Below are 18811 nucleotides of genomic sequence, written 5' to 3'. Positions count from 1 at the left end.
CCTCGGCTCCCCCAGGCGCCTCGGCGACTCGGTCGCGGACCGTGCTTCCGGTCAGGTGCCGGGCTCGATGGTGATGTCGACCAGCCCCCAGTACCCCGAGGCCGAGGGAGCCGTGTTGCCGGTGACCAGCGGACCGCCGGGCCACGTGCCGGGTGCGGTGAGCTGTTCGAGCTGATAGAGGTCGCGGTCGCCGGTCGGTCCACCGTCGACCGGCAGGACCGCCAACGGGCGGAAACCCGGCACCGGAACCGCTGGAGTGTTCTGACGCCCGTCGACGAACGCGGTGAGCACGTCGCTCCCCGCGGGCGCGTCGTCGCGCAGGTGCGGCAGCCCGAAACTGCCGTTGGCGGCGATAGCCGATCCGACGTGGCCGTGACGGTAGGCGAGCACGGTCAGGCCGTGGCCCTCGTCGCCGTGGGTGACCGCCATCGTGCTGCTGATCGTCGACCCGGCGTCGTGACCGTTGGCCGGCGCGGTGTACACGTCGACGATCGAGCCGTAGACGATGTGGTGGAGCCGTTCGGTCCAGACCCGACCGGTGCTGTCGCTCAGCACCGAGTGCTGCGCCTGCGCGTTCGCTTCGCCGGGCCCCGGTCCGTCGCCCATCGCGACCGCGACCAGCAGGGTCGCGCCCTGCATGCTCGTCGGGAGCACCACCGTGGCCGCCCCGTCCTCACGCTGGGACGACGCGCTGCGCGCATCGAGGTAGCCGACGGCGGCTCCTCCGGTGGGCGCCGGAACACCGGCGCACCCCGCCAGGACGACGACGGCCACGACGAGGACCAGCCACACCCGGGACCGCATCGTTCTCTGGCCTTCGCATTCACCCTGCCCGTCGCGTCGCTCGCGAGGGACCTCGGAGGGGCTCGACGACGTTACCTCCGGAGGATTCGTGAGGTCGCCGTGCCCGAGGTTGCGCCGAGGAAGTGGCGCGCTGTCGGGAGCACGGCGACGAGGGCGTCGACGACCACCGCGGCGCCCGGCAGCGCAAGGGCGACGGCCCTTGGCGCATCGACGCCATCGCCGACCGGCTCGGCGAGCTCTGCCGCGCGATTCTCGGCTCGACCGACGCACAGGTCTACGTGTTGCTGTACCCGCCGATGATCCCCACGCGATCGTCGGACACGACCGCTGACTGCTCGGTCGAGAACCTCGCGGGGGTCGGCAGCATTGGCCTGAGCGTGGACACGTCGCACCGTATGGTCGACCTGGGGATCCGGCTCAACCAGCGCATCCGCGAGCGCGTCGCGAGCCTCGCGGACCCCCGGGTCCACGTCGTCGACGTCGAGGCCGAATTCGGTGGCTACCAGGGCCACACCATCAGCTGTGGTTTCAGCGACCGTCCCACCCCGTGGATGAACGCCCTCCGGTTCGACGTCGGGCAGGTCGTCTCGCCCTCGGCCGGCGCGCTGCGGGTGGAGGCCGAGGAGTTCTACACCACTGGGTCGTTCCACCCGGTGAAGGCGGGTCAGGAGGCCATGGCGCGCGCCCTTCGTCGGGAGATCGACGCCGCCGGGTGACAGCAGGCCCCGGCTGAGTCACGGAAGACTATCGGCCCGACTCGGGGCCACCCTGACAGGTGACCTTGATCGGCACGTCCGCTGCCATGGCGTTGGGCGCGGTCACCACGAGTCTGGCCTTTCCGACCGAGCTCCATTGCTGACCGCTCAGAATCACCACCTGGGTGACCAGTTGGCTCTCGCTCGCCGAGAACGGCACGTCGTGGTTTCCGGCGAGCTGATCATCCGTAAGAGCGGGATCGAGTTCCCAGTGGTAGTCGGCGTGCGTTCCAGCGGTGGCATCGATCGCGCCAGTGAGCACGACTGGGGTCGGGCCAGAACAGAGCGGCGCGGTCGTCAAGGGCATCGCGTCCACCGAGACGTGAGTGACTTGCGAGGTCTCCCTGCTGATGTCTCGCAAGAGGACGATGACACCGGCGGCGGCGACGAGCGCGAGGACAAGTACGACCACCCATCGCTTCGCGTGAGGACGATGCGGGGGAGGCGGTCGTCGGGGGCCCGGCCGGTCGAGATAGCCCTCGGCTCGTCCGTGTTCGTTCGCGCGCTCGACCTCGAACGTCGGCGACCGAGTGGGCGCCCGGGATCCGCCGTCGAGCTCGGGCGGGTACCACGACACGGAGGTCCTGGGAACGAAGCTGTCTTCGTTCTCGAGGAACTCCGTGAACACCCGCAGAGCCTCCGACGTCGCCTGAGCCATGAGGGCCTTGGACGGTGTCGCGTCTCGTACTCGGTAGACGAGTCCGTACATGATCGAGATCGGGCGGCTGTAGCGGTCGAGCAGTCGCCCACGCGATCCGGCACCGTCGGCGGTGACGCCCGTGCTCTGCGTGGCGTCCTCGACGGTTGCCACGCGGCCGATGTAGACGATGGTCAACGGACCAAGGGCGTCTGACTCGATCGTTCTCGACCGCCGCCACTCCCGATCGGCGACGTCGGTGGCCTCGACCAATTCGCTGAGAAGGCCCGGGAGGCCCGCCTCCTGCAGGAAATCCGGCACCAGAAGCGTTGAATAGCCTCTGTGGCGCCCTCGTGCCACGAGGAAGGGCCACGCCCGGCTGTTCGGTTCTGATCGCGGGTTCACGTTCGCGGCCTTGCGGCGAGCACAGACGACGGGAGGGCACCCTCGAGCCGGGCGACCGCGCGCTCTAGGTCTTCCAGGGCAGCGAGGCGAACAGCAGCGGACAGCGACTGGCGACGGTCTGCTTCCATGACCTTCTGGGCGAGCGCCTCATCCTTGGTGTCCGAGTTGCTGAACCAGGCAAGAAACAGGGCCAGGAGCGGATCGGCCATCGGGATTCCGAGGCCGTTGACGATGGCGGAGCGGAACTCGTTGTTCTGGAGGACGACGACTGCGCGCTGGAAGACGTCTCCCGCGCGGCTCCGCGCATTGGACCACACGTCCTTCTCGATTTTTCGCTTCACGGCTGACGATATCTGATGTTCTACGTACTTGAAGACGTCTGGCAGGACGGCGATGATCGGGTACTCGACGTATAGAGGGTGGATTCGGCCGCCGGGTCGCTTCACGACCCTGTGCTGAGCATCCAGTTTCGCAAATCCTTTGCCGACTGCGCTGACGGGGATCAGGCGGACGGTCTGTTCTTCGCTGCGGTAGCTGACGAGGCTCTTGAAGTAGTGGTTGCTGAGCAGCTGGACGACGACGTCGTAGAGGCGATCATCGTCGCCCACCTCCGAAGGCTCCCCGTACTCTCGGACCAGGTCCCACTTCGTGACCACGAAATGGATCGGACACGCGGCCTTGCTTGCCATCTGCATCATCGGATGCACGGTGAAGTCGAGGTACCGTTGTCCCTCGGCTTCACCGCGCATCAGGCTTACCAGTTGTTCGCCGTCGATCATCACGAGGAGGACGTGGGCGTCGCGGAGCTCCCCGTCCAGTCGGTCGGCCTGCGGGCGACCCTGCTCTACTTCCCGCTCCAGCAGTTCGCCGGAGTAGTCGATGTAGCGGACCCGCATCAGCTCGCGCTTCAAGTCCCCCCGGCGCCCGACACAGGTGAAGATGAACTCGCGAAACTGGGAGGGCAGCGTGGAGGCCGCCCACTCCGGACTGCGCGGGTCTGCGACCCGCTCGAAAGTATCGTTGAGATAGGTCGCGTTTTGGAGCGTGGTTTCGAAGTAGAAGCTCCGATTTTGCGCTGGAGTGGCGAGAGATCGGAACATGCTCGCCAGGAGAACCGTTTTTCCGGTGCCGCTGCACCCGAGGGCGAAGACGTTAATGGTCGGGACGGCCGGCTCCGGGGGAAGCTTCGAGGGACTGTGGAAAACCTTGTACAACACGAACGCCACGACCAGCAGCAAGATGAGCAGAACGAGGATGATCATGTTGTGTCCCTCCGCGCACTTCTCCTCGGTAGCGGGCGATTAGTCGAAGCAGGGTACTCACACTGTGTTTATCATCACCCAGTGAACTGGTGCATGTGAGGCGGTACAGGCACGTTCAGCCGCAGGAAAGGGGAGAACTACCCACTCAGAGCAAGCGGTGCTTTGGTCTCGTCTGGCGGGTTCACCCCGATGCACCAATGCTGTTCTCGTATGCATTCGAGGGACCTGCCGGGAACCATCTCGACGCGGGGGCTCCTCGGTGCGAGGCGAGCCGCTCGATCACCGGGTCAGGGTGGGGCCGGAGATGCCGGTCGGGCGATCGAGGAGGTCCGGCCGTCGCCCGGGGCCCGTCTCGAGGCGTTCAATCTGGCGCAAAGTCCTTGGGCGGATGGCGGACCAGCGCCTTGCCGTGACCATGCTGCTCGGGCGGCGAGCCGCATGTTCCGTGTCGCCACCGGCGGGATCGAGCGGCAGGCCGGCGAGCTCGCGGAGTCGGTCCGCTCGCAGGCCGATCAGATCGCGGCCCAGGAGCAGGCGGAAGCAGCGCGCCTGGCGGCGCTCGAGCCGGCCCCGGACATCGCCCTCGCCCGACCGCGCTCCGGAGAGCGCGCAGGCGCGCGACGGTGGCGGCGCCCGGCGTCGGGAACCCGCTAGACCCGTTCGAGGCGCAGCGGGAGGTGGTCGGCTGGTGTCGGCCCCGTCGTCAGGCCGATGGGCATGACGTAGTCGTGGGGGACCGACCAGCGGAAGCGGCGCAGCATGGCGTGCATGATCGCCTTGACCTCCATGCCGCCGAAGTGCAGGCCGATGCACTTGTGGACCCCGCCGCCGAACGGCATCCAGGCGAACCGGTGGGACTTGTCCTCGGCGCGCTCGGGGGCGAAGCGGTCGGGGTCGAACTCGTCGGGGCGGTGCCACCACGGTTCCATGCGCTGCGAGGCGTGGATGCCCAGCGACATCAGCGTGCCGGCGGGGATGTGGAAGCCCTGCAGCTCGGCGTCGCGGACGGTGATGCGGGCGAGCTGTCCGACCGGGGCGTACATCCGCAGCGTCTCGCGCATGGCGAGGTCGAGGGAGACGAGGGAGTCGAGCTGGGCGCTCGTCAGCTCGTCGGAATCGAGCGCGAACGACTCCTCGCGCAGCTTCTCCTGCCATTCCGGGTTCTTCGCGAGCAGGTAGCTCATCATCGACAGCGTGATCGTCGACGTGTCGTGCGCCGCCATGAGCAGGAAGATCATGTGGTTGACGACGTCGTCGTCGGAGAACGTCTCGCCCTCGTCGCTGCGGGCGCGGCAGAGCACGCTGAACATGTCGCGGCCCTCGCCGGAGCGCTTGGCCGGGATCTGGGCGGCGAAGTAGTCCTCGAGGAGCTTCCGGCCGTCGAGCCCGCGCTTCCACGAGCCGCCGGGGACGGGCGCGCGGACCACCGCGACGCCCGCGTGCACGGTGTCGACGAAGGCGCGGTTGACGCGGTCGGCCCGCGGGCCGAGCTCGTCGCCGACGAACACCTCGGTGCCGATGTCGAGGGTCATCTGCTTGATGCGGTCGTAGATGCGGATGCCGTCGCCGGTGGTCCAGTGGTCGAGGCTGCGCCGGATGCGCGGGTTCATCACCTCGAGGTACTCGGCGAGCCGGTCGCGGGTGAACGCCTCCTGCAGGATGCGGCGGTGAGTGCGGTGCTCCTCGAAGTCGAGCAGCATCACACCACGACGGAAGAACGGGCCGATGAAGAAGCCCCAGCCATCGGCGTTGCCGAAGTACTTGTCCTTGTTGACGAGCACCTGGCCGAGCGCGTCTGGTCCGAGCACCGACACCATCCGCCGCCCGAACGCCCCGGTCCACGACACCGGCCCGTACTGCTCGTAGCGCCGGCGACCGAAGGCGAGCATGTCCGCGGCGAACTCCAGGGATCTCCCGACGGCGGGTGCGCCGTAGTCGCCGGGGACCGGCTCCAGACCGCTCCCGGGCGGGGGCGGCGCGAGCGGTGCCGAGGCCGACGGCACCCGGCTCAACGCCGCGGCCAGGCCGCTCTGGATGCGGAGCGTCAGCGGTGCCGTCATCGTCCCTCCCGGGTGGGGGCCTGCTCGGTGAGATGGTCGTCGGCCGCGGCCACCACGAGGCGGGCGCAGCGGGCGACGAGGTGTTCGGCGTCGGTCGGCAGCCGGCCGTCGAGCCAGAACCCGACGGCGTCGACGATCCCGGCGGTGAGCAGCACCGTCGTCGTGGTCAGGTCCGTGTCCCGCAGGGCGGAGTGCGCGTCGACGATCAGCCGCGAGAGGAACCCCGCGAACGCGGCGACGGTGTCCTGACGGCGGGCGGCGAGCACCGGGTGCCCGACGGCCTCGCGGTAGAGCCGGGCCGACCGGGGGTCGCGGGCGAGCAGCGTGACGGTCGCGCGGACGGCGGCGCGGGCCCTGGTCTCTAGGTCGGCGGTCGGGACGTCCGCGGCCGCCTGCTCGGCCCGGCGTAGCGCGGCGTCCGAGACGGCGTCGAACAGCGCCGCGAGCAGGTCCTCCCGGCGGGCGAAGGACTCGTAGAAGTACCGCTCGGTCAACCCGGCCGCACGGCAGACCGCCGTCATCGTGAAGTCGGCGACCCCACGCTCGCCCACCACGTCCAGCGCGGCGTCGAGCAGCCGCGCGCGGCGCTCGGCCACGCGCTCCTCCGCGCTCGCGCCCTGGAAGGTCCGGGTGGGCATGCGGCCATCCTGACAGGAAGCCCTGTCAGGACGACAGTGTCGCCCGGGAAGGGATTGGCGGTCACGTCGCGGGCGCAGGCGCTGCTGCCACGCCCCGACGACGTCGTCGCACCGCTCGAGCTGTTGTCCTCGACGGTCGAGCCGCCGTCGACCTGCGGGGCCGGCGCGACGCGCGGTCTCGGCGTTCTCGGGGCGGTCGGCGGCGTGGAACCAGTCGACCATCGTCGTCACGCCGAGCTCAATGCTTCTAGGCGCCCGGCGGGGTGCCGAGGTAGATGTCGTCGGGTCGGTAGTGCGGCCGCAGCGTGCCGTGCATCGCGACGCGGTACTGGTCGAACGACCAGTCCGCGCCGAGCCCGCGGAACGCGGTCTGCAGGGTGTGGCGGTGCGTGTCGACGACGCCCGGCAGGACGATGTGGCCCGTCGCGTCGAGAATCTCGGTGCCGTCGGGGACGTCGGTCTCGCCGGCGTCGGTCGCGGGGCGGGCCCACTGCGGCGGTCCGCCAGTCCTCGACGAAGACGTCGCCGCGGGGGAGGTCCCCGAGGGCCGGGTCCACCGTGATCACGTGGCCGCCGCGCACCAGGAACCGCGTGAGGTCAAACCTAGACAGTGCACAGGTCATCCAGCCGTGACGCCGGGTGGAAGGCACACCCGGCTTCGCCACCTCGAGACGGGCGGATCGAGCTTGCCTGCGAGTGGCTTGCCCACCGGACGCCGTCCCGGGCCCGGTGATCGTCGAGAAGCGTGTCATCATGCGAATGACCAGGCAACAGGGTTCGAGTCGAGGAGACCGGATGGATCTACGAGCGAGCGTGCCGGTCAGCACACTCCAGCACTGGCCCGACGAACACGTGCGCAGGGCCTGGGAGCTGAAGACGGCGGATACGTGGCGGCTTTCTCTACTGCCCGAGGACTCGCAGGAGCGGATCGATCATCTCGCTGTGGCGAGGATGGACAGTGAGCTGTTCGGGGCCGAGATGGTTCGGCGGGGGCTTCGCTGACCAGGACGGCCCGCCGGACCGGGGTCCGGCGGACCGCGAGAACTCAGGGCTCGCGGATGTCGATTACGGTGCCCTGGTTGAACCCGGCCATCTGCGTGTCCTGACCGCCGTTCTGATTGGTGATGACGACGACCATCTGGTAGACGCCCTCGGCCAACGCATTCGCCGCAACGATGATGGGCACGCTGTAGGCATGGCCGTCGGTGGGGACCAACGGCGTCGTCGCGCTCCCGAGGTTGACCGAAGCGGGAAGGCTGAGGCCGGTCGCGTACGCGGTGACCGTCCATTGCCCACCGAGGAACTGGACATTCGGTCCGTTGAGCTGGAAGTCAACCTGGATGGTGAACGGCTTGTCCCGCTCGAGCACATGGTTCGGAGTGGCGTCGGGATCGAGCACCGTCACGGTGTCAGTGGCGGTGATCGCGGACGCGGGAGGCGTGTCGAACATGGTTCCCCGATCGGTTCGTTCGGATTATGGGGGCTAGCCGGTTCCCGTGCCCCCCTGACGACGCCAAAGATGCGTTGCCGATCCGACAACACGGAATCCGCTGGATGAGTGATTGTCCCGGTGGCCGACGGGGGTCGAGATTGAGGCCGGATGTCCGAGGTGAATGGGCTGTCCGCGCCGTCGATCTGCGGTCGACGATGCAATCCCCGTCGAACTTTCCCGCTCGGCCACGTTCCGTGTTCGCAGAAACACGTGGTGTACGAATAGCCGCGTGCGTCGACGGCCAGCAGTGACCAACGGCATTGCTGCGGCGGGGGGAACATCGCCACGTTCGGCCTGCCGGAGCTATCGCCACCGACTCGGCCATCGTCGCCGGACCCGGTCCGCGGCCGTGTTCGACGGGTTCGCACAATTACGTATTGCGGCGTGGTTCGATGGATCGCGGCGCCCGCGCGCCGGCTGGACGGCGAAACACGAGCCGTCGGTAGCTGCTCTCATCGACCGGACAGCCCGGCGTGGGTGACGGGCTAAGAGCTGGAATCCAACGACGTCGAGACCGAGCGCCTCCGGCAGGCCGCGGGGTGCACCTGCTCGACGGCGATCTGCGGCGGTCGGCCGGGTCAGGGGGCACACGTCGCCGATCTCGGCTGCGGCCTCGCTGAGGTGGACGTGCGGCTGGGCGGTCCGACGTGGGCGGCCAACCTGCGATGGTCACCGGTGGCGTGGCGAGCGAGGGGGACCTCGAGCGCGGGTACCGCGAGTTCGCGCTGCTCGACACCCAGGAGGTCCAGCCGTGGATCGTGAGGTGCCTGTTCGTCGCGGTGGGGCGCCGGGCAATTCGGCCCGCCGACCGGGATCATCGCTCGGTATCAGGAGAGGCCTCCGTGCTGGGGTCTCCGGTCGTAACCGTTGGTCGAAAGACCGAGTCGGGAGCACTCGGTGCCCGAGAGCGCTTCCGACGGCAATCGCCCAGCTGCGACCGGTGCCGATTCGGGCTGGGCGCACTCGATCGCCTCGCCGCCGTGTGCGCGCATCGTGCCCAGGGGTCGGAATGCCGGAGGTCGTTCTAACTCCGGGCGTCGACCCGCAGCGCCCGGCGCCACTGCTCGGCCATCTCCGGTGCGAGCACGGTCGGGTCGAGGGTGTCCTCGGCCAGCAGCAGTTGCAGACCGACGCCGCGCAGCTGTCCGACGATCGCGACCGCGGTGACCACAGGGTCGACGTCAGTACGGATGTCGCCGGCGTCGATGCCCCCGACGACGTCGGCGCGCAGCTCCGCGCGGAAGGCCTCGTCGCGCTCGCGGAAGACCTCGGCGAGCTCGTGGCTCGTCGCCGCCTCGGCCCACAGCAGCAGGAAGGAGCGGCTCAGGGTGTCCGCGCCGGGTAGCGCGGCGACGTAGCCCTCGATCAGGAAGACGAGACGCTGCAGCCCGGCCGGGTGCACCACACCGGGCACGAACCCGGTCTGCGAGGCCCGCGCCAGCGCGTCGACCAGCGCCTGCTTCGACCCGTAGTGGTGGGAGACGATCCCGCGGCTGTAGCCGGCCCGCGTGCCCACGGCGGCGAGGGTCAACGCCCGCACGCCGCGCTCGACCACGAGCTCCGCCGCGGCGTGCAGCAGCGCCGCCTCGGTGCGCTCACGGCGCTGCGCCTGGGTCGGACGCTCCCTCTCGTCCGCACTGAGCACGAGTGCCACCCTACTAACTTGCGTGTTGTCCAACAAGTACGTGAGGCTCGTGGGGTGGCGATGAACGATGTAGTGGCGGCCGAGGCGGGCCCGGCCGGGACAGCGGTGGTCCTGTGACGACCACCGTGCTCGTCCACGGCAACCCCGAGACCGCGGCGGTCTGGGAGCCGCTGCTCGCGGAGCTGGGGAAGGACGACGCCGTCGTGCTCTCCCCGCCGGGGTTCGGCGCGTCGTTGCCGGGCGGGTTCGACACGACGCCCGTGGGCTACCGGGACTGGCTGGAGGCCGAGCTGGAGCACATCGGCGAGCCGGTCGACCTGGTCGGGCACAACTGGGGAGGTGCGCACGTCGTCTCTGTCGCGATGCACCGGCCCGATCTGCTGCGCAGCTGGGTCAGCGACACCGTCGGCGTCTTCCACCCCGACTACGTCTGGCACGAGCTCGCCCGGACCTGGCAGACGCCCGGTGCCGGGGAGCGCCAGCTCGTGGCGTTCCTCGACGGCGGCCCTGCGGATCGAGCCCGTCGCCTGTGCGACCGGGGGATGCCGTTGCCGGTCGCGGAGCGTGTCGTCGCGCGCCTCGACCCCTCCTTGGCCCACGCCGTCCTCGCGCTCTACCGGGCGGCAGCGCAACCGGTGATGGCCCGCCTCGGCGAGCACCTCGAGCGCGCGGCGCAGCGTCCCGGGCTCGCGGTGCTCGCGACTAAGGACCAGGTTGTCGGCACCGAGGCCCAGCGCCGGGAAGCGGCGCGACGGGCGGGTGCGCAGGTCGCTGTCCTCGATGGACTCGGCCACCACTGGCCCTCGCGGGCGCCACAGCGGGCCGCCCTGACGATGCAGCGGTTCTGGGACTCGCTCTGACGCCTGTCACGGCGATCGCGGAAGACGCTGCCCCTGCCGGTCCGCGCCCACTGTCGGATCGATGGGTCATGGAACCGAGCCTGAGCTGCGCCATCGTCCCGTGAGGTGGTCCGGCTCGACGGAAGTCGAGCGGCCCTTCGAGAACATCAATGCGGTGGTTGCGCAACCGGACTAGCCGCAGCCGACCCTGACCTGTCCGTCGATATACGGGCACGCATGGAACAAGCCGGCGCGACTTGCCGGGGCCGGCCACCAAGATACGCAGATCTACGTATACCCGGCCCGACGCGACCTCCGGAGAGTTGTTCCAGAGATGGGGCCCGTCCAGCCAGGTCGAGGCAGGCCTCCTGCCGGGCTTCCTTCGCCAGCCGTCTGGAGTAATCGCGCTGACGCTAGCGATGCAGCCGGTCCTCGGCGGGGGGTTCCCCGAGCGTTGGAAAATGTGGAGGTGGGTCGAGGTGACGGGCTCTTCTCGCGCGTGGCTGCCCATCGTGGTTTCTGCCTGCGTCCTCGGAGCAGTCGCCTGTGGCACGGCGCCGGGGGCGCAACAGGAACCGAGGAGCGATGGTAACGCCCCGACGATCGTTGCGGGGGCGTCCGGTCAGCCCGGTGGCGCGCCAGGATCGTCGGGCTCCGCGGTACGACCGGACGAGCCCGGGCCGGGACGCCCCGGACAGCCGGGCCCGGCAGGTGGGACGGGGACCACCGGCGATCCCGGGGGCCCGAACGGTTCCGGGTCGTCCAGTGAACGCCCCGGCGCCCCCGGTGCCCCAGGCGACGTCGTGGCCCCTGGAGCTGGCGATCAGAATTCGTCAGGGCGCTCGGGGGCCAGATGGGACATCGACGCAATCGATGCTAATGATCGCTTCCGCACCGTTCCGGATGACGCCTACCAGGCAGCACTGGGCAAGTGTGAGGGCGGCAAGTGTGCGATCGCGGTGCTGGATCAGGAGGGGCGGCCGCTCGGCGAACTGCAACGCTTCTCCGATTGCAACTACACCGGACCGGACGATCAGGCCACTGAGTGTCGCTTCCTCCACCACATCAGCTACGTGCCCACTCCCAAGACGTATCGCAACGGGAAGCTGGTCGATTGCGACCCCGAGATCGCACAGGACTGCAAGCTGGAGCGGGGTACGAAGATCACGATCGTGATCACGGATCCGCTGAAGGCGAAGGATCAAGAGTCACACGCGGCCCGGGTCGACGGGGAGATCGACGACAAGTGCAAGAGGCAGAAGGTGACCTCGCCTGAGTGCGACGCCGCGGCCGACAACGTCGAAGCTGAGAAGGGTGCGCAGGGCTCCGTCGGCACGACGAGTACCGCGTCGACGACCGGGACGTCGACGACGGGTACGTCCACGGAGTCGTCGACCAGCACGTCCACGGGGACGTCGACCAGCACGTCCACGGGGACCTCGACCGGCACCTCGACGGGAACGTCGACCGGTACATCGACGGAGACGTCGACCGGTACATCGACGGAGACGTCGACGGGCACGTCGACGGGCACGTCCACGGGAACGTCGAGCGACACCTCCAGTGGTACGTCGAGCAGCGGTGCGACCGGTTGAGGACTCGCAGGGTCGCGAACGGCAGGCCGAGGCGGCGCGCCAGCGGCGAGACAGTAGACGCGGACGTGCCCACTCCGCGTCCGTCGCGGAGCGCCGAGCTCGGGCATCGGTCTCGGCTCGTCGTCGAGCGCTCGACTGCGGTGCACGAAGGTGAGGACGACGGGTCCGCCAGGGCATCGAAGGCGGCTTCGGTCGGCAGGGCGGTGCAGACGCTGGGGGCGGTGATCGCGCCGACGACCGTTATCACGGCTCTGCTGTTCTACTTCGGACTGCTTCATGCACAAGCGCTGACCCGCTACTTCGGCGTGAGCTCGACGGTGTTCGGGTTCACGACCCAGGACTACCTCGTCCGGAGCGCGGACGGCCTGTTCGTCCCGCTCACATTGATCGCCTCGTGTGCTCTTGGTGTCCTGCTCGCTCGCCGAGTCCTGGTCCGGATCCCGATCACTCTGCATCGTGAAGGAGAACGTGCGGTTCGCGCGACCGTCGCCATACTCGGGCTCGTCATCATCGTGCTCTCCCTGCTCATCGCGGTGGGCTCCCTCGACGCCGGCTTCCCGCCGGAGTCCGGCGGACTGTTGCTCTGTCTGGGGGCTCTGACCCTGACCTGCGTGTTGCGATGGCACGTGCCTGGGAGCGGGCGGCCTCTGCGGGGCGACTCCGCGCACGCGAACACTCGAACCGTGGAGTACGCCGTCGCCTTCGTGCTCGTCACCGTGGGACTTTTCTGGGCGATCAATTCCTATGCCATCGGGGTGGGGACCGGTCGTGCGCAGCAGATCGAGGACGCCCTGGGGTCTTCTCCCGACCTCGTGGTACTGAGCAGGGGGCGACTAGGGCTCCAAGCGCCGGCAGTGACGGAGACGATGTGCTCGGACCGCGGAGGCCCCAGCGAGTCAAGCTTCCGATTCCGCTACACCGGTCTGAAATATGTGCTTCAGTCCGGCAATTACTACTTGCTCCTGCCTGCGACATGGAGACATGGGACCAGCCCGGCGTTCGTCGTTCCACGAAGTGACGCCGTTCAGCTCCAGTTCTACCCCTCTGGCCAGGGCGTACCGCTCGCGTGCTGACCCTCGGGCGCGACCGGGTCGTTGCGACTCGGTCGCCCCAGGCCGCTCCTGCTCGGGCGCACGGCCGTGCTCGTTCCGTGACATTTGGTAGCCAGGTCACTAGGCCGATCGAATGACTTGAGCCGTGCATCCGAGCGAGCTATGTCACCATCTGTCGCACGAGTCGGGGGACTCGGGCCGCACGGGGGTTCCGGGTGCAGAGCCAGTGATGGTCGGCACGGGACCGGGGGTCCGCGATGGCGCAAGCAGGGCCGTACTGGTCCCCTCCCGTTCTCCCCGAGCCACCGAGACGGCGCCGGCGCCGGACGGTGGTCACCGTGATCACGGTGCTGGCCGCTCTGGTGGTGTTCCTGGCGGCGATGGCGGGCTATCTCCTCTGGCGCGCGCAGGACGCCGCCGCCGCGGTGACTCTCGAGCCGACCAATTCCGCGGCGCCGAACCCCTTCATGCCCCCGCAGGGACCGGATGCCTCCGTCCCGGCGCCTCCGGGCGACGCCGGGGGAGCGGTCGCCGGGAGCACGCCAGGGCTGTTCGGGGGCAGCCTCGACAACGGCAGCTGCAACCAGGACCAGATGGCGGAGTTCCTGGCGACGCACCAGGACAAGGCGGAGGCGTGGGCCGAGGTCCAGGGCGTCGCGACGAGCGACATCCCCGCCTACGTGCACCAGTTGACCCCGCTCGTGCTCCGGGCCGACACCTCGGTCACCAACCACGGCTTCCGCGACGGCGAGCTGACGTCGTACCCGGCGGTCCTCCAGGCGGGGACGGCCGTGCTGGTCGACGGCTACGGCACGCCGCGCGTCAAGTGCTACTGCGGGAACCCGCTGAGCGCGCCGCCCGAGCACCGGTCCGAGAACTTCGTCGGGCAGCGCTGGGCCCGCTTCGCGCCCGTGACCGTCATCGTCATCGAGCCCGCGCCGGTCGTCGTCGAGAACCTGACCGTCATCAACATCCAGAACAACACCGTGATCAACAAGCCGCTGCCGCCCTGGCACTGGGGTCGGCCGCCGGGGTGGAAACCCTCCTCGTCGTCGGGCAGCTCGTCCTCGAGCAGCTCCACCTCGACCACGGACACGTCGTCGACCGACACCTCGTCCAGCGACCCGTCGTCGAAGTCGGGGACGTCGAACCGGAACGGGGGCCAGCTCGTGGGGCCCGGTACCGGCTGCGTGTCGCCGCAGGACTCGGCGGGCGTGGTCGTCACGACGACGCCGGCTGCGTGCGGCTCCGCCACGTCCCGCACCACCACCACCTCGAAGACCACGACGACGACCACGCCGACCACCACCACGACGACCACGACGACCACGACGTCGTCGAGCAAGAAGTCGGGGTCCTGACCCGCGGGGCCGGTCGCGCGGGCAGTACGCCACGGCGCGCTGACCAGTCGCCGGGCAGGCCCGCCCGGAAGTGCGCTCGAACGACCGCGTCGTCGCGACTCGGTCACTCGGAAGCGTTTCCCGCCGGGTGAGGGCGGCTCACCGGCGTGCAACCGCACCGCCCTGCCGGCGGCCGCCGAGCCGGGCCGACCACTCTGATCACTCCGGCGGCAGGACCTCCTGGATCCGCGCGACGGTGAACTCGCGCTCGTCGTCGCGCAGGTGGCACCAGGCGACCATCCGGCGGTGGTGGAGCTCGTACGGGGTGACGACCCGCTTCGTGTACGCCCCGCTCTGGCCGCGGTAGACGATCGTGACCGGTCGTTCCTCGTCGAGGGCGTCGGCGAGCAGGTCGATCTCGACCGGGTCGAGGTGCGGGGCGAGCTCGGCGAGCCGTGCCCCGGTGACGGTGTCCTCGGGGTGACCGATGCCGGCCTCGCGGACGCGGTCGGCCAGGTCCTCGGGAGTCACGAGGTCGCGCGCGGGACGCTCGGCGGACGACGCGAGCCGGGTCTCGTCGCGCTCCACGGTCAGCGCGCCGGACTCGTCCTCGCGGACCGGGAAGTGACCGGCCTGGCGGAGTGCCTCGAGCACGGCCGCGGGTGCGGCGGGGCTGGACAGCACGGTCGGGGCGAGCCGAACGAGGCCGAGCGAGCGCAACGACCGGGTGCGCAACAGCTCCTCGGCGAGGGTCTCCTCGAGCACCAGGCACGACGACACCGGGCGCACGCGCACCTCCCCGTGACGGCGCGCGACGTCGCGCACGAGGTACTCCAGCGGCTGCGGCACCGGACGCTCGGACAGCCCGCGCAGCGCGGCGAGCAGCCCCTCGGCGTCCCAGCCCCGGTCCATCGCGGTGCGCACGCTGGCGGGGGAGAAGCGGTGGACCGTCGCGGAGCCCCGGGACTCGGGGCGGGCCGCGTCCTCGAGCAGCCGGGTCACGGCGAGGTCGGGCCGGCCGGAGACCAGGGCGGTGAGGTCGGACTGCAGGACGACCTCGCACGTCGGGTCCACGAGGTCCCCGGCGACGGCGGCGGCGAGGTCCCCGCCGTCACGCTCGGCCACCACCGCCCGGCCCAGTGGGCTCAGGGAATCCCCGACGACGACGCCGAGCAGTTCGGCCTCGCGATGGACGAGGGCGAGGAGATGGGCGACCTCGTCGGCGGCGAGGTCGTGCCACGGGCAGAACCAGTCGACCTCGGCCTCGCAGGCGCGGACGGAGCGGTCGCCGACCGCACCCAGCAGCGCGCGACGGACCTGGCCCGCGGTACTCAGGAGGGGCTCGGGCGGCGCGACTTCCTTGCCGTCGACGATCCGGTCCCCGGAGCAGAACTCGAGGGCGAACCAGGCCTCGGCGAGCCGGGCCCACCGCTGCGGTGCGTCCGACTCCCGCCAGGCGGCGTACTCCTCGGTCGGGGCGTAGCCGGCCGCGGTGCGGCCGAGGAGTCCGGCGTCGGCGGCCAGGTCGAGGACGAGGCAGGCGGTCGCGTCGTCGGCGAGGTCGAGGCGCTTGACGAGGCGGGCGCGCTCCCGCTTGCCGACGCCGCCGCCCTTGAGCGCCGCGAGCGGGGTGGTCGCGGCCTCGTCGAGCACGGTGGTGGTGAGGCGCAGCCACTCGTGCGCCGCGGCCAGGGCGCCCGAGGCGACGCGCCCGGCGTCGTCGGGAGCCTGCGGAAGATCCGGGACGCCCCGCGGCCGCGCGCCTGCGAGCCACTCGGCGACCACCACCTCGCGTGCCACGTACCCGAAGCGGCCGTCCTGGAGGATGAGGCCGGCGTCGAGCAGGACCCGGTCGTCCGAGGGTCCGTGCGGAGCTCCGGTGACGCGTCCGCAGATCTCGGCGAGCAGGGCGCGGGTGGTCGCGGGGAGGGCAGCGATGCGCTGGCGGAGCACGGCCGGGTCGTGCCACGCGTCGTGCAGCGCCTGGGCCACCTCGGCCTTCCGCAGCCCGGCGACGTCGAGGCCCTGCGCGGTCGCCACCCGCCTCAGCTCGTCGACCGGCATCGAGCGCGCGAGCCGGGCGATGGGCTCGCCGCGGGCGACCTCGTCCCGCCAGTGGGCCGCCAGCTGGGCGGGGAGCCGGAGCACGGCACCGTCGGGCCAGACGAGTCCGAGGCCGGAGAGCACGTCGACGGAACGCCGGACGAGAGCAGGATCGGCGTCGAGCAGGGCGGCGAGCGCGTCGGGGACGGCGTCGTCCCCCAGGACGGCGACGGCGCGACCGACCTCGAGGGTGTCCCGGTCGAGCCGCTGGACCGCGAGGGCGAGCGAGTGGCCGCCCTCGAGACGTTGCGCGACGCGTGCGAGGTCCCGCGGCACCGGCTCGCGGCGCACGTCGGGGCGACGGCGGAGGAGCTCGACCAGCGCGGACCGGTCGAGGTCGGCGAGGTGGTCGACGAGCCCGGTGCCCACCTGCGCAGTGTGGCGGTCCCCGGGGCGACGGCGGCGGCCGCCCCGACGTCGCGGCGGTCCACCTCGTGCCGGTTGCCGGGTTCACCGGAGGTCGAACCGCTCCGTCCACGCCAGCGCCGGGCCGCCGTTCCCGTCCACGTGCCGCATCAGGTAGGCCCCGACGCTGCACACCACGGCGCCGTCGCCCCCGGCCTCGAAGCCGAGCAGCATCGCGTGGTCCTCGCAGACGGCCCCGTCGTGACGGCCCGGGACCGCGTTGACCTGTTTCGCGACGCCGGTCTGGTCGGCTCCGCCCGGCGGGAACACGTCCAGCCCGTCGTCGAGCCCGCACGACACCGGCGCCTCCGCCCCGTCGAGCACGGTTAACGGCGAGCTGATCACCTCGACGTGGCGCCGCCCGGTCTCCGCCACGTCGATCGTCACCACCCGGCCGAAGTGGGCGTCGCCGCAGACCACGACGACGTCGTGCGCCGCCCCCGCCAGCGCCGCGCACAGCTCGCCGTACTGGCGCGTGTACGACCGCAGGTTGTCGTCGAACGCGCCGGCCGCCCCGACGATCAGCGGCTGGCCGAGGAACAGCACACCGGGAGACCGCAGCTCCCAGAGCCACGCGAGCAGCTCGTCGAAGTCGTCCTCGGCCATGAACCGCGGGTCCTCGCCGTCGGCGGTCGTGCGGTGGATGCGGGTGTCGGCGACGAAGATCGCCAGCTGGGGCCGGGACCGGGGCCGCGCGACGGCCACGGAGTAGGTCGGCCGCGCCAGCTGCATCCAGCGCAGGTGGTCGTGCGCGGCGTCCTCGAAGGCCGCCCGGGCCCCGGGGTCGGCCAGCGACCGCCAGAGGAGCGCCGGCTCGTTCGGGTAGTCGTTCCAGAACTCGTGGTCGTCCGACACCAGGACGTTCGCCCCGAGCGTCAGGAACTCGCCCAGCATCTCCCACGACCGCTGGTAGCTCCGCGCCACCCGCCGGGCCAGCGCGGCACCCGACACCCGGGCGTAGAACTCCCGCACGGGCGCGTCGAGGTAGACCTGGTCGCCCACGAGGACCGTGAGGTGCGGACGCGTCGCCGGGTCGGCGTGCAGCGCCCGGTACCGCTGCGCCACCCCGCCCTGCAGCAGGGCCGGCATCCCGCGGCGGGGGATCGCGCTGAGCAGCGTCCGGATGAGCAACCGGAGCCTGCGCAGCAGGACCGCGGCCCAGCCCTTCCCGACGGCGGCCGGCAGGCGTAGCGGGAGCCTGCTGAGGATCGTCGTGTCGTTCTCGGCGTAGTAGCAGGACCCGGCGAGGATCCGCAGCGGGAGCTGCTGGGGCAGCGTCTCGAACCGGGCGACGACCCGCTCCGAGCGGATCGTCGGCACCACGGCCACGTCGTAGGACCCGCCCGGCGCCAGCCCGGAGACCGCGTGCCGCCACACGCTGTACCCCGGAAGTCCGGGGAGGCCGCTCGGCAAGGTGCGGTCGGGCCGCCGCGTCGCCGACCACTGGTCGACGATCTGGCCGGTCCCCCGCACGCGCACCTCGACCGACCAGCGCCGCTCGGCGGGTCCGGCGCTGATCCAGAGCGTGACCGACGTCGTGGTGGGGTGATGCGCGACGACCTTCATGAGGACAGGGCGCCACGCGGACCTTTCACGGGTCTGTCATCGCGGCGCCGGTCGAGCGGCTACCCGTCCGTGTAAGGCCCGTGAAAGGTGTCCGCGGTCTGCTCGTGCCCGTCATCGGAAGGGAGCCCGAGGGGGGTCGGTGAACGGGTCGAGCGTCCGGCAGGACAAGGGGGAACGCCTGCACGGTGGGGTCTGCCGGACGCTCGCTCGACC

15 protein-coding genes are annotated in these 18811 nt (G+C 70.7%); 6 read left to right on the top strand and 9 right to left on the bottom strand.

What is annotated here, in order from left to right:
• Positions 1–51: 51 nt before the first annotated feature.
• Positions 52–804 carry a hypothetical protein gene (locus HH311_RS11065; RefSeq protein ID WP_169183719.1) on the bottom strand — a complete coding sequence of 251 codons (753 nt, stop codon included), beginning with the start codon at positions 802–804 and terminating at the stop codon, positions 52–54.
• A gap of 122 nt (positions 805–926) precedes the next feature.
• Between HH311_RS11065 and HH311_RS11060 the strand changes: the two genes are divergently transcribed.
• On the top strand, positions 927–1520 hold the full coding sequence (locus tag HH311_RS11060; protein WP_169183718.1) for a hypothetical protein: 594 nt from the start codon (positions 927–929) through the stop codon (positions 1518–1520).
• A 28-nt stretch (positions 1521–1548) separates the two neighbouring features.
• On the opposite strand, the gene HH311_RS11055 is transcribed toward HH311_RS11060, so the two are convergent.
• Together HH311_RS11055 and HH311_RS11050 are read right to left on the bottom strand one after the other, a co-directional pair.
• The gene (locus HH311_RS11055; RefSeq protein ID WP_169183717.1) at positions 1549–2517 is read right to left on the bottom strand and encodes a hypothetical protein; all 969 of its coding nucleotides are present in this window, start codon (positions 2515–2517) and stop codon (positions 1549–1551) included.
• An 80-nt stretch (positions 2518–2597) separates the two neighbouring features.
• Positions 2598–3863: a TRAFAC clade GTPase domain-containing protein gene (locus HH311_RS11050; RefSeq protein ID WP_169183716.1), complete on the bottom strand. Its 1266-nt coding sequence runs from the start codon at positions 3861–3863 to the stop codon at positions 2598–2600.
• Between the two features lie 438 nt (positions 3864–4301).
• On the opposite strand from HH311_RS11050, the gene HH311_RS11045 reads away from it, so the two are divergent.
• Positions 4302–4517, top strand: coding sequence for a hypothetical protein (locus HH311_RS11045; protein ID WP_169183715.1), 216 nt, complete (start codon positions 4302–4304; stop codon positions 4515–4517).
• On the opposite strand, the gene HH311_RS11040 is transcribed toward HH311_RS11045, so the two are convergent.
• The 4 genes from HH311_RS11040 to HH311_RS11025 form a co-directional block, all read right to left on the bottom strand.
• Complete coding sequence (locus tag HH311_RS11040; protein ID WP_169183714.1) at positions 4514–5923, bottom strand: cytochrome P450; 1410 nt, start codon at positions 5921–5923, stop codon at positions 4514–4516. The genes HH311_RS11045 and HH311_RS11040 overlap by 4 nt on opposite strands.
• Positions 5920–6561 (bottom strand): TetR/AcrR family transcriptional regulator, encoded by a 642-nt coding sequence (locus HH311_RS11035; protein ID WP_169183713.1) that lies wholly within the window; start codon positions 6559–6561, stop codon positions 5920–5922. Before HH311_RS11035 ends, HH311_RS11040 begins: the two co-directional genes overlap by 4 nt.
• 1045 nt (positions 6562–7606) lie before the next feature.
• The gene (locus tag HH311_RS11030; protein WP_169183712.1) at positions 7607–8011 is read right to left on the bottom strand and encodes a hypothetical protein; all 405 of its coding nucleotides are present in this window, start codon (positions 8009–8011) and stop codon (positions 7607–7609) included.
• 1066 nt (positions 8012–9077) lie between these two features.
• A complete protein-coding gene (locus HH311_RS11025) occupies positions 9078–9698 on the bottom strand; it encodes a TetR/AcrR family transcriptional regulator (RefSeq protein ID WP_169183711.1) in 621 nt (206 codons plus the stop codon).
• 113 nt (positions 9699–9811) lie between these two features.
• Here HH311_RS11025 and HH311_RS11020 point away from each other — a divergent pair, with 113 nt between their 5' ends.
• From HH311_RS11020 to HH311_RS11005, 4 genes are all read left to right on the top strand, one after another.
• A complete protein-coding gene (locus HH311_RS11020; protein WP_169183710.1) occupies positions 9812–10558 on the top strand; it encodes an alpha/beta fold hydrolase in 747 nt (248 codons plus the stop codon).
• A 782-nt stretch (positions 10559–11340) separates the two neighbouring features.
• Positions 11341–12132 carry a hypothetical protein gene (locus HH311_RS30955; protein ID WP_211190121.1) on the top strand — a complete coding sequence of 264 codons (792 nt, stop codon included), beginning with the start codon at positions 11341–11343 and terminating at the stop codon, positions 12130–12132.
• 221 nt (positions 12133–12353) lie between these two features.
• The gene (locus HH311_RS11010) at positions 12354–13205 is read left to right on the top strand and encodes a hypothetical protein (protein ID WP_169183709.1); all 852 of its coding nucleotides are present in this window, start codon (positions 12354–12356) and stop codon (positions 13203–13205) included.
• 317 nt (positions 13206–13522) lie between these two features.
• Positions 13523–14545: a DUF6777 domain-containing protein gene (locus tag HH311_RS11005; protein WP_169183708.1), complete on the top strand. Its 1023-nt coding sequence runs from the start codon at positions 13523–13525 to the stop codon at positions 14543–14545.
• Positions 14546–14743: 198 nt separating this feature from the next.
• Here the strand turns inward: HH311_RS11005 and HH311_RS11000 are convergent, their stop codons facing one another.
• Both HH311_RS11000 and HH311_RS10995 read right to left on the bottom strand, forming a co-directional pair.
• On the bottom strand, positions 14744–16996 hold the full coding sequence (locus tag HH311_RS11000) for a helicase-associated domain-containing protein (protein WP_169183707.1): 2253 nt from the start codon (positions 16994–16996) through the stop codon (positions 14744–14746).
• An 81-nt stretch (positions 16997–17077) separates the two neighbouring features.
• Complete coding sequence (locus tag HH311_RS10995) at positions 17078–18598, bottom strand: hypothetical protein (RefSeq protein WP_169183706.1); 1521 nt, start codon at positions 18596–18598, stop codon at positions 17078–17080.
• Between the last annotated feature and the right edge of the window lie 213 nt (positions 18599–18811).

The organism is Actinomycetospora sp. TBRC 11914 (assembly GCF_012933465.1).
Lineage (GTDB): Bacteria > Actinomycetota > Actinomycetes > Mycobacteriales > Pseudonocardiaceae > Actinomycetospora.
Note: the sequence above shows the minus strand (reverse complement) of the source record. Positions and strands in the feature narration are given on the sequence as shown.

Coding starts and splice junctions, on each gene's coding strand:
- HH311_RS11065 (WP_169183719.1), bottom strand. CDS start 804: ATGCGGTCCCGGGTGTGGCTGGTCCTCGTCGTGGCCGTCGTCGTCCTG.
- HH311_RS11050 (WP_169183716.1), bottom strand. CDS start 3,863: ATGATCATCCTCGTTCTGCTCATCTTGCTGCTGGTCGTGGCGTTCGTG.
- HH311_RS11045 (WP_169183715.1), top strand. CDS start 4,302: ATGTTCCGTGTCGCCACCGGCGGGATCGAGCGGCAGGCCGGCGAGCTC.
- HH311_RS11040 (WP_169183714.1), bottom strand. CDS start 5,923: ATGACGGCACCGCTGACGCTCCGCATCCAGAGCGGCCTGGCCGCGGCG.
- HH311_RS11035 (WP_169183713.1), bottom strand. CDS start 6,561: ATGCCCACCCGGACCTTCCAGGGCGCGAGCGCGGAGGAGCGCGTGGCC.
- HH311_RS11030 (WP_169183712.1), bottom strand. CDS start 8,011: ATGTTCGACACGCCTCCCGCGTCCGCGATCACCGCCACTGACACCGTG.
- HH311_RS10995 (WP_169183706.1), bottom strand. CDS start 18,598: ATGAAGGTCGTCGCGCATCACCCCACCACGACGTCGGTCACGCTCTGG.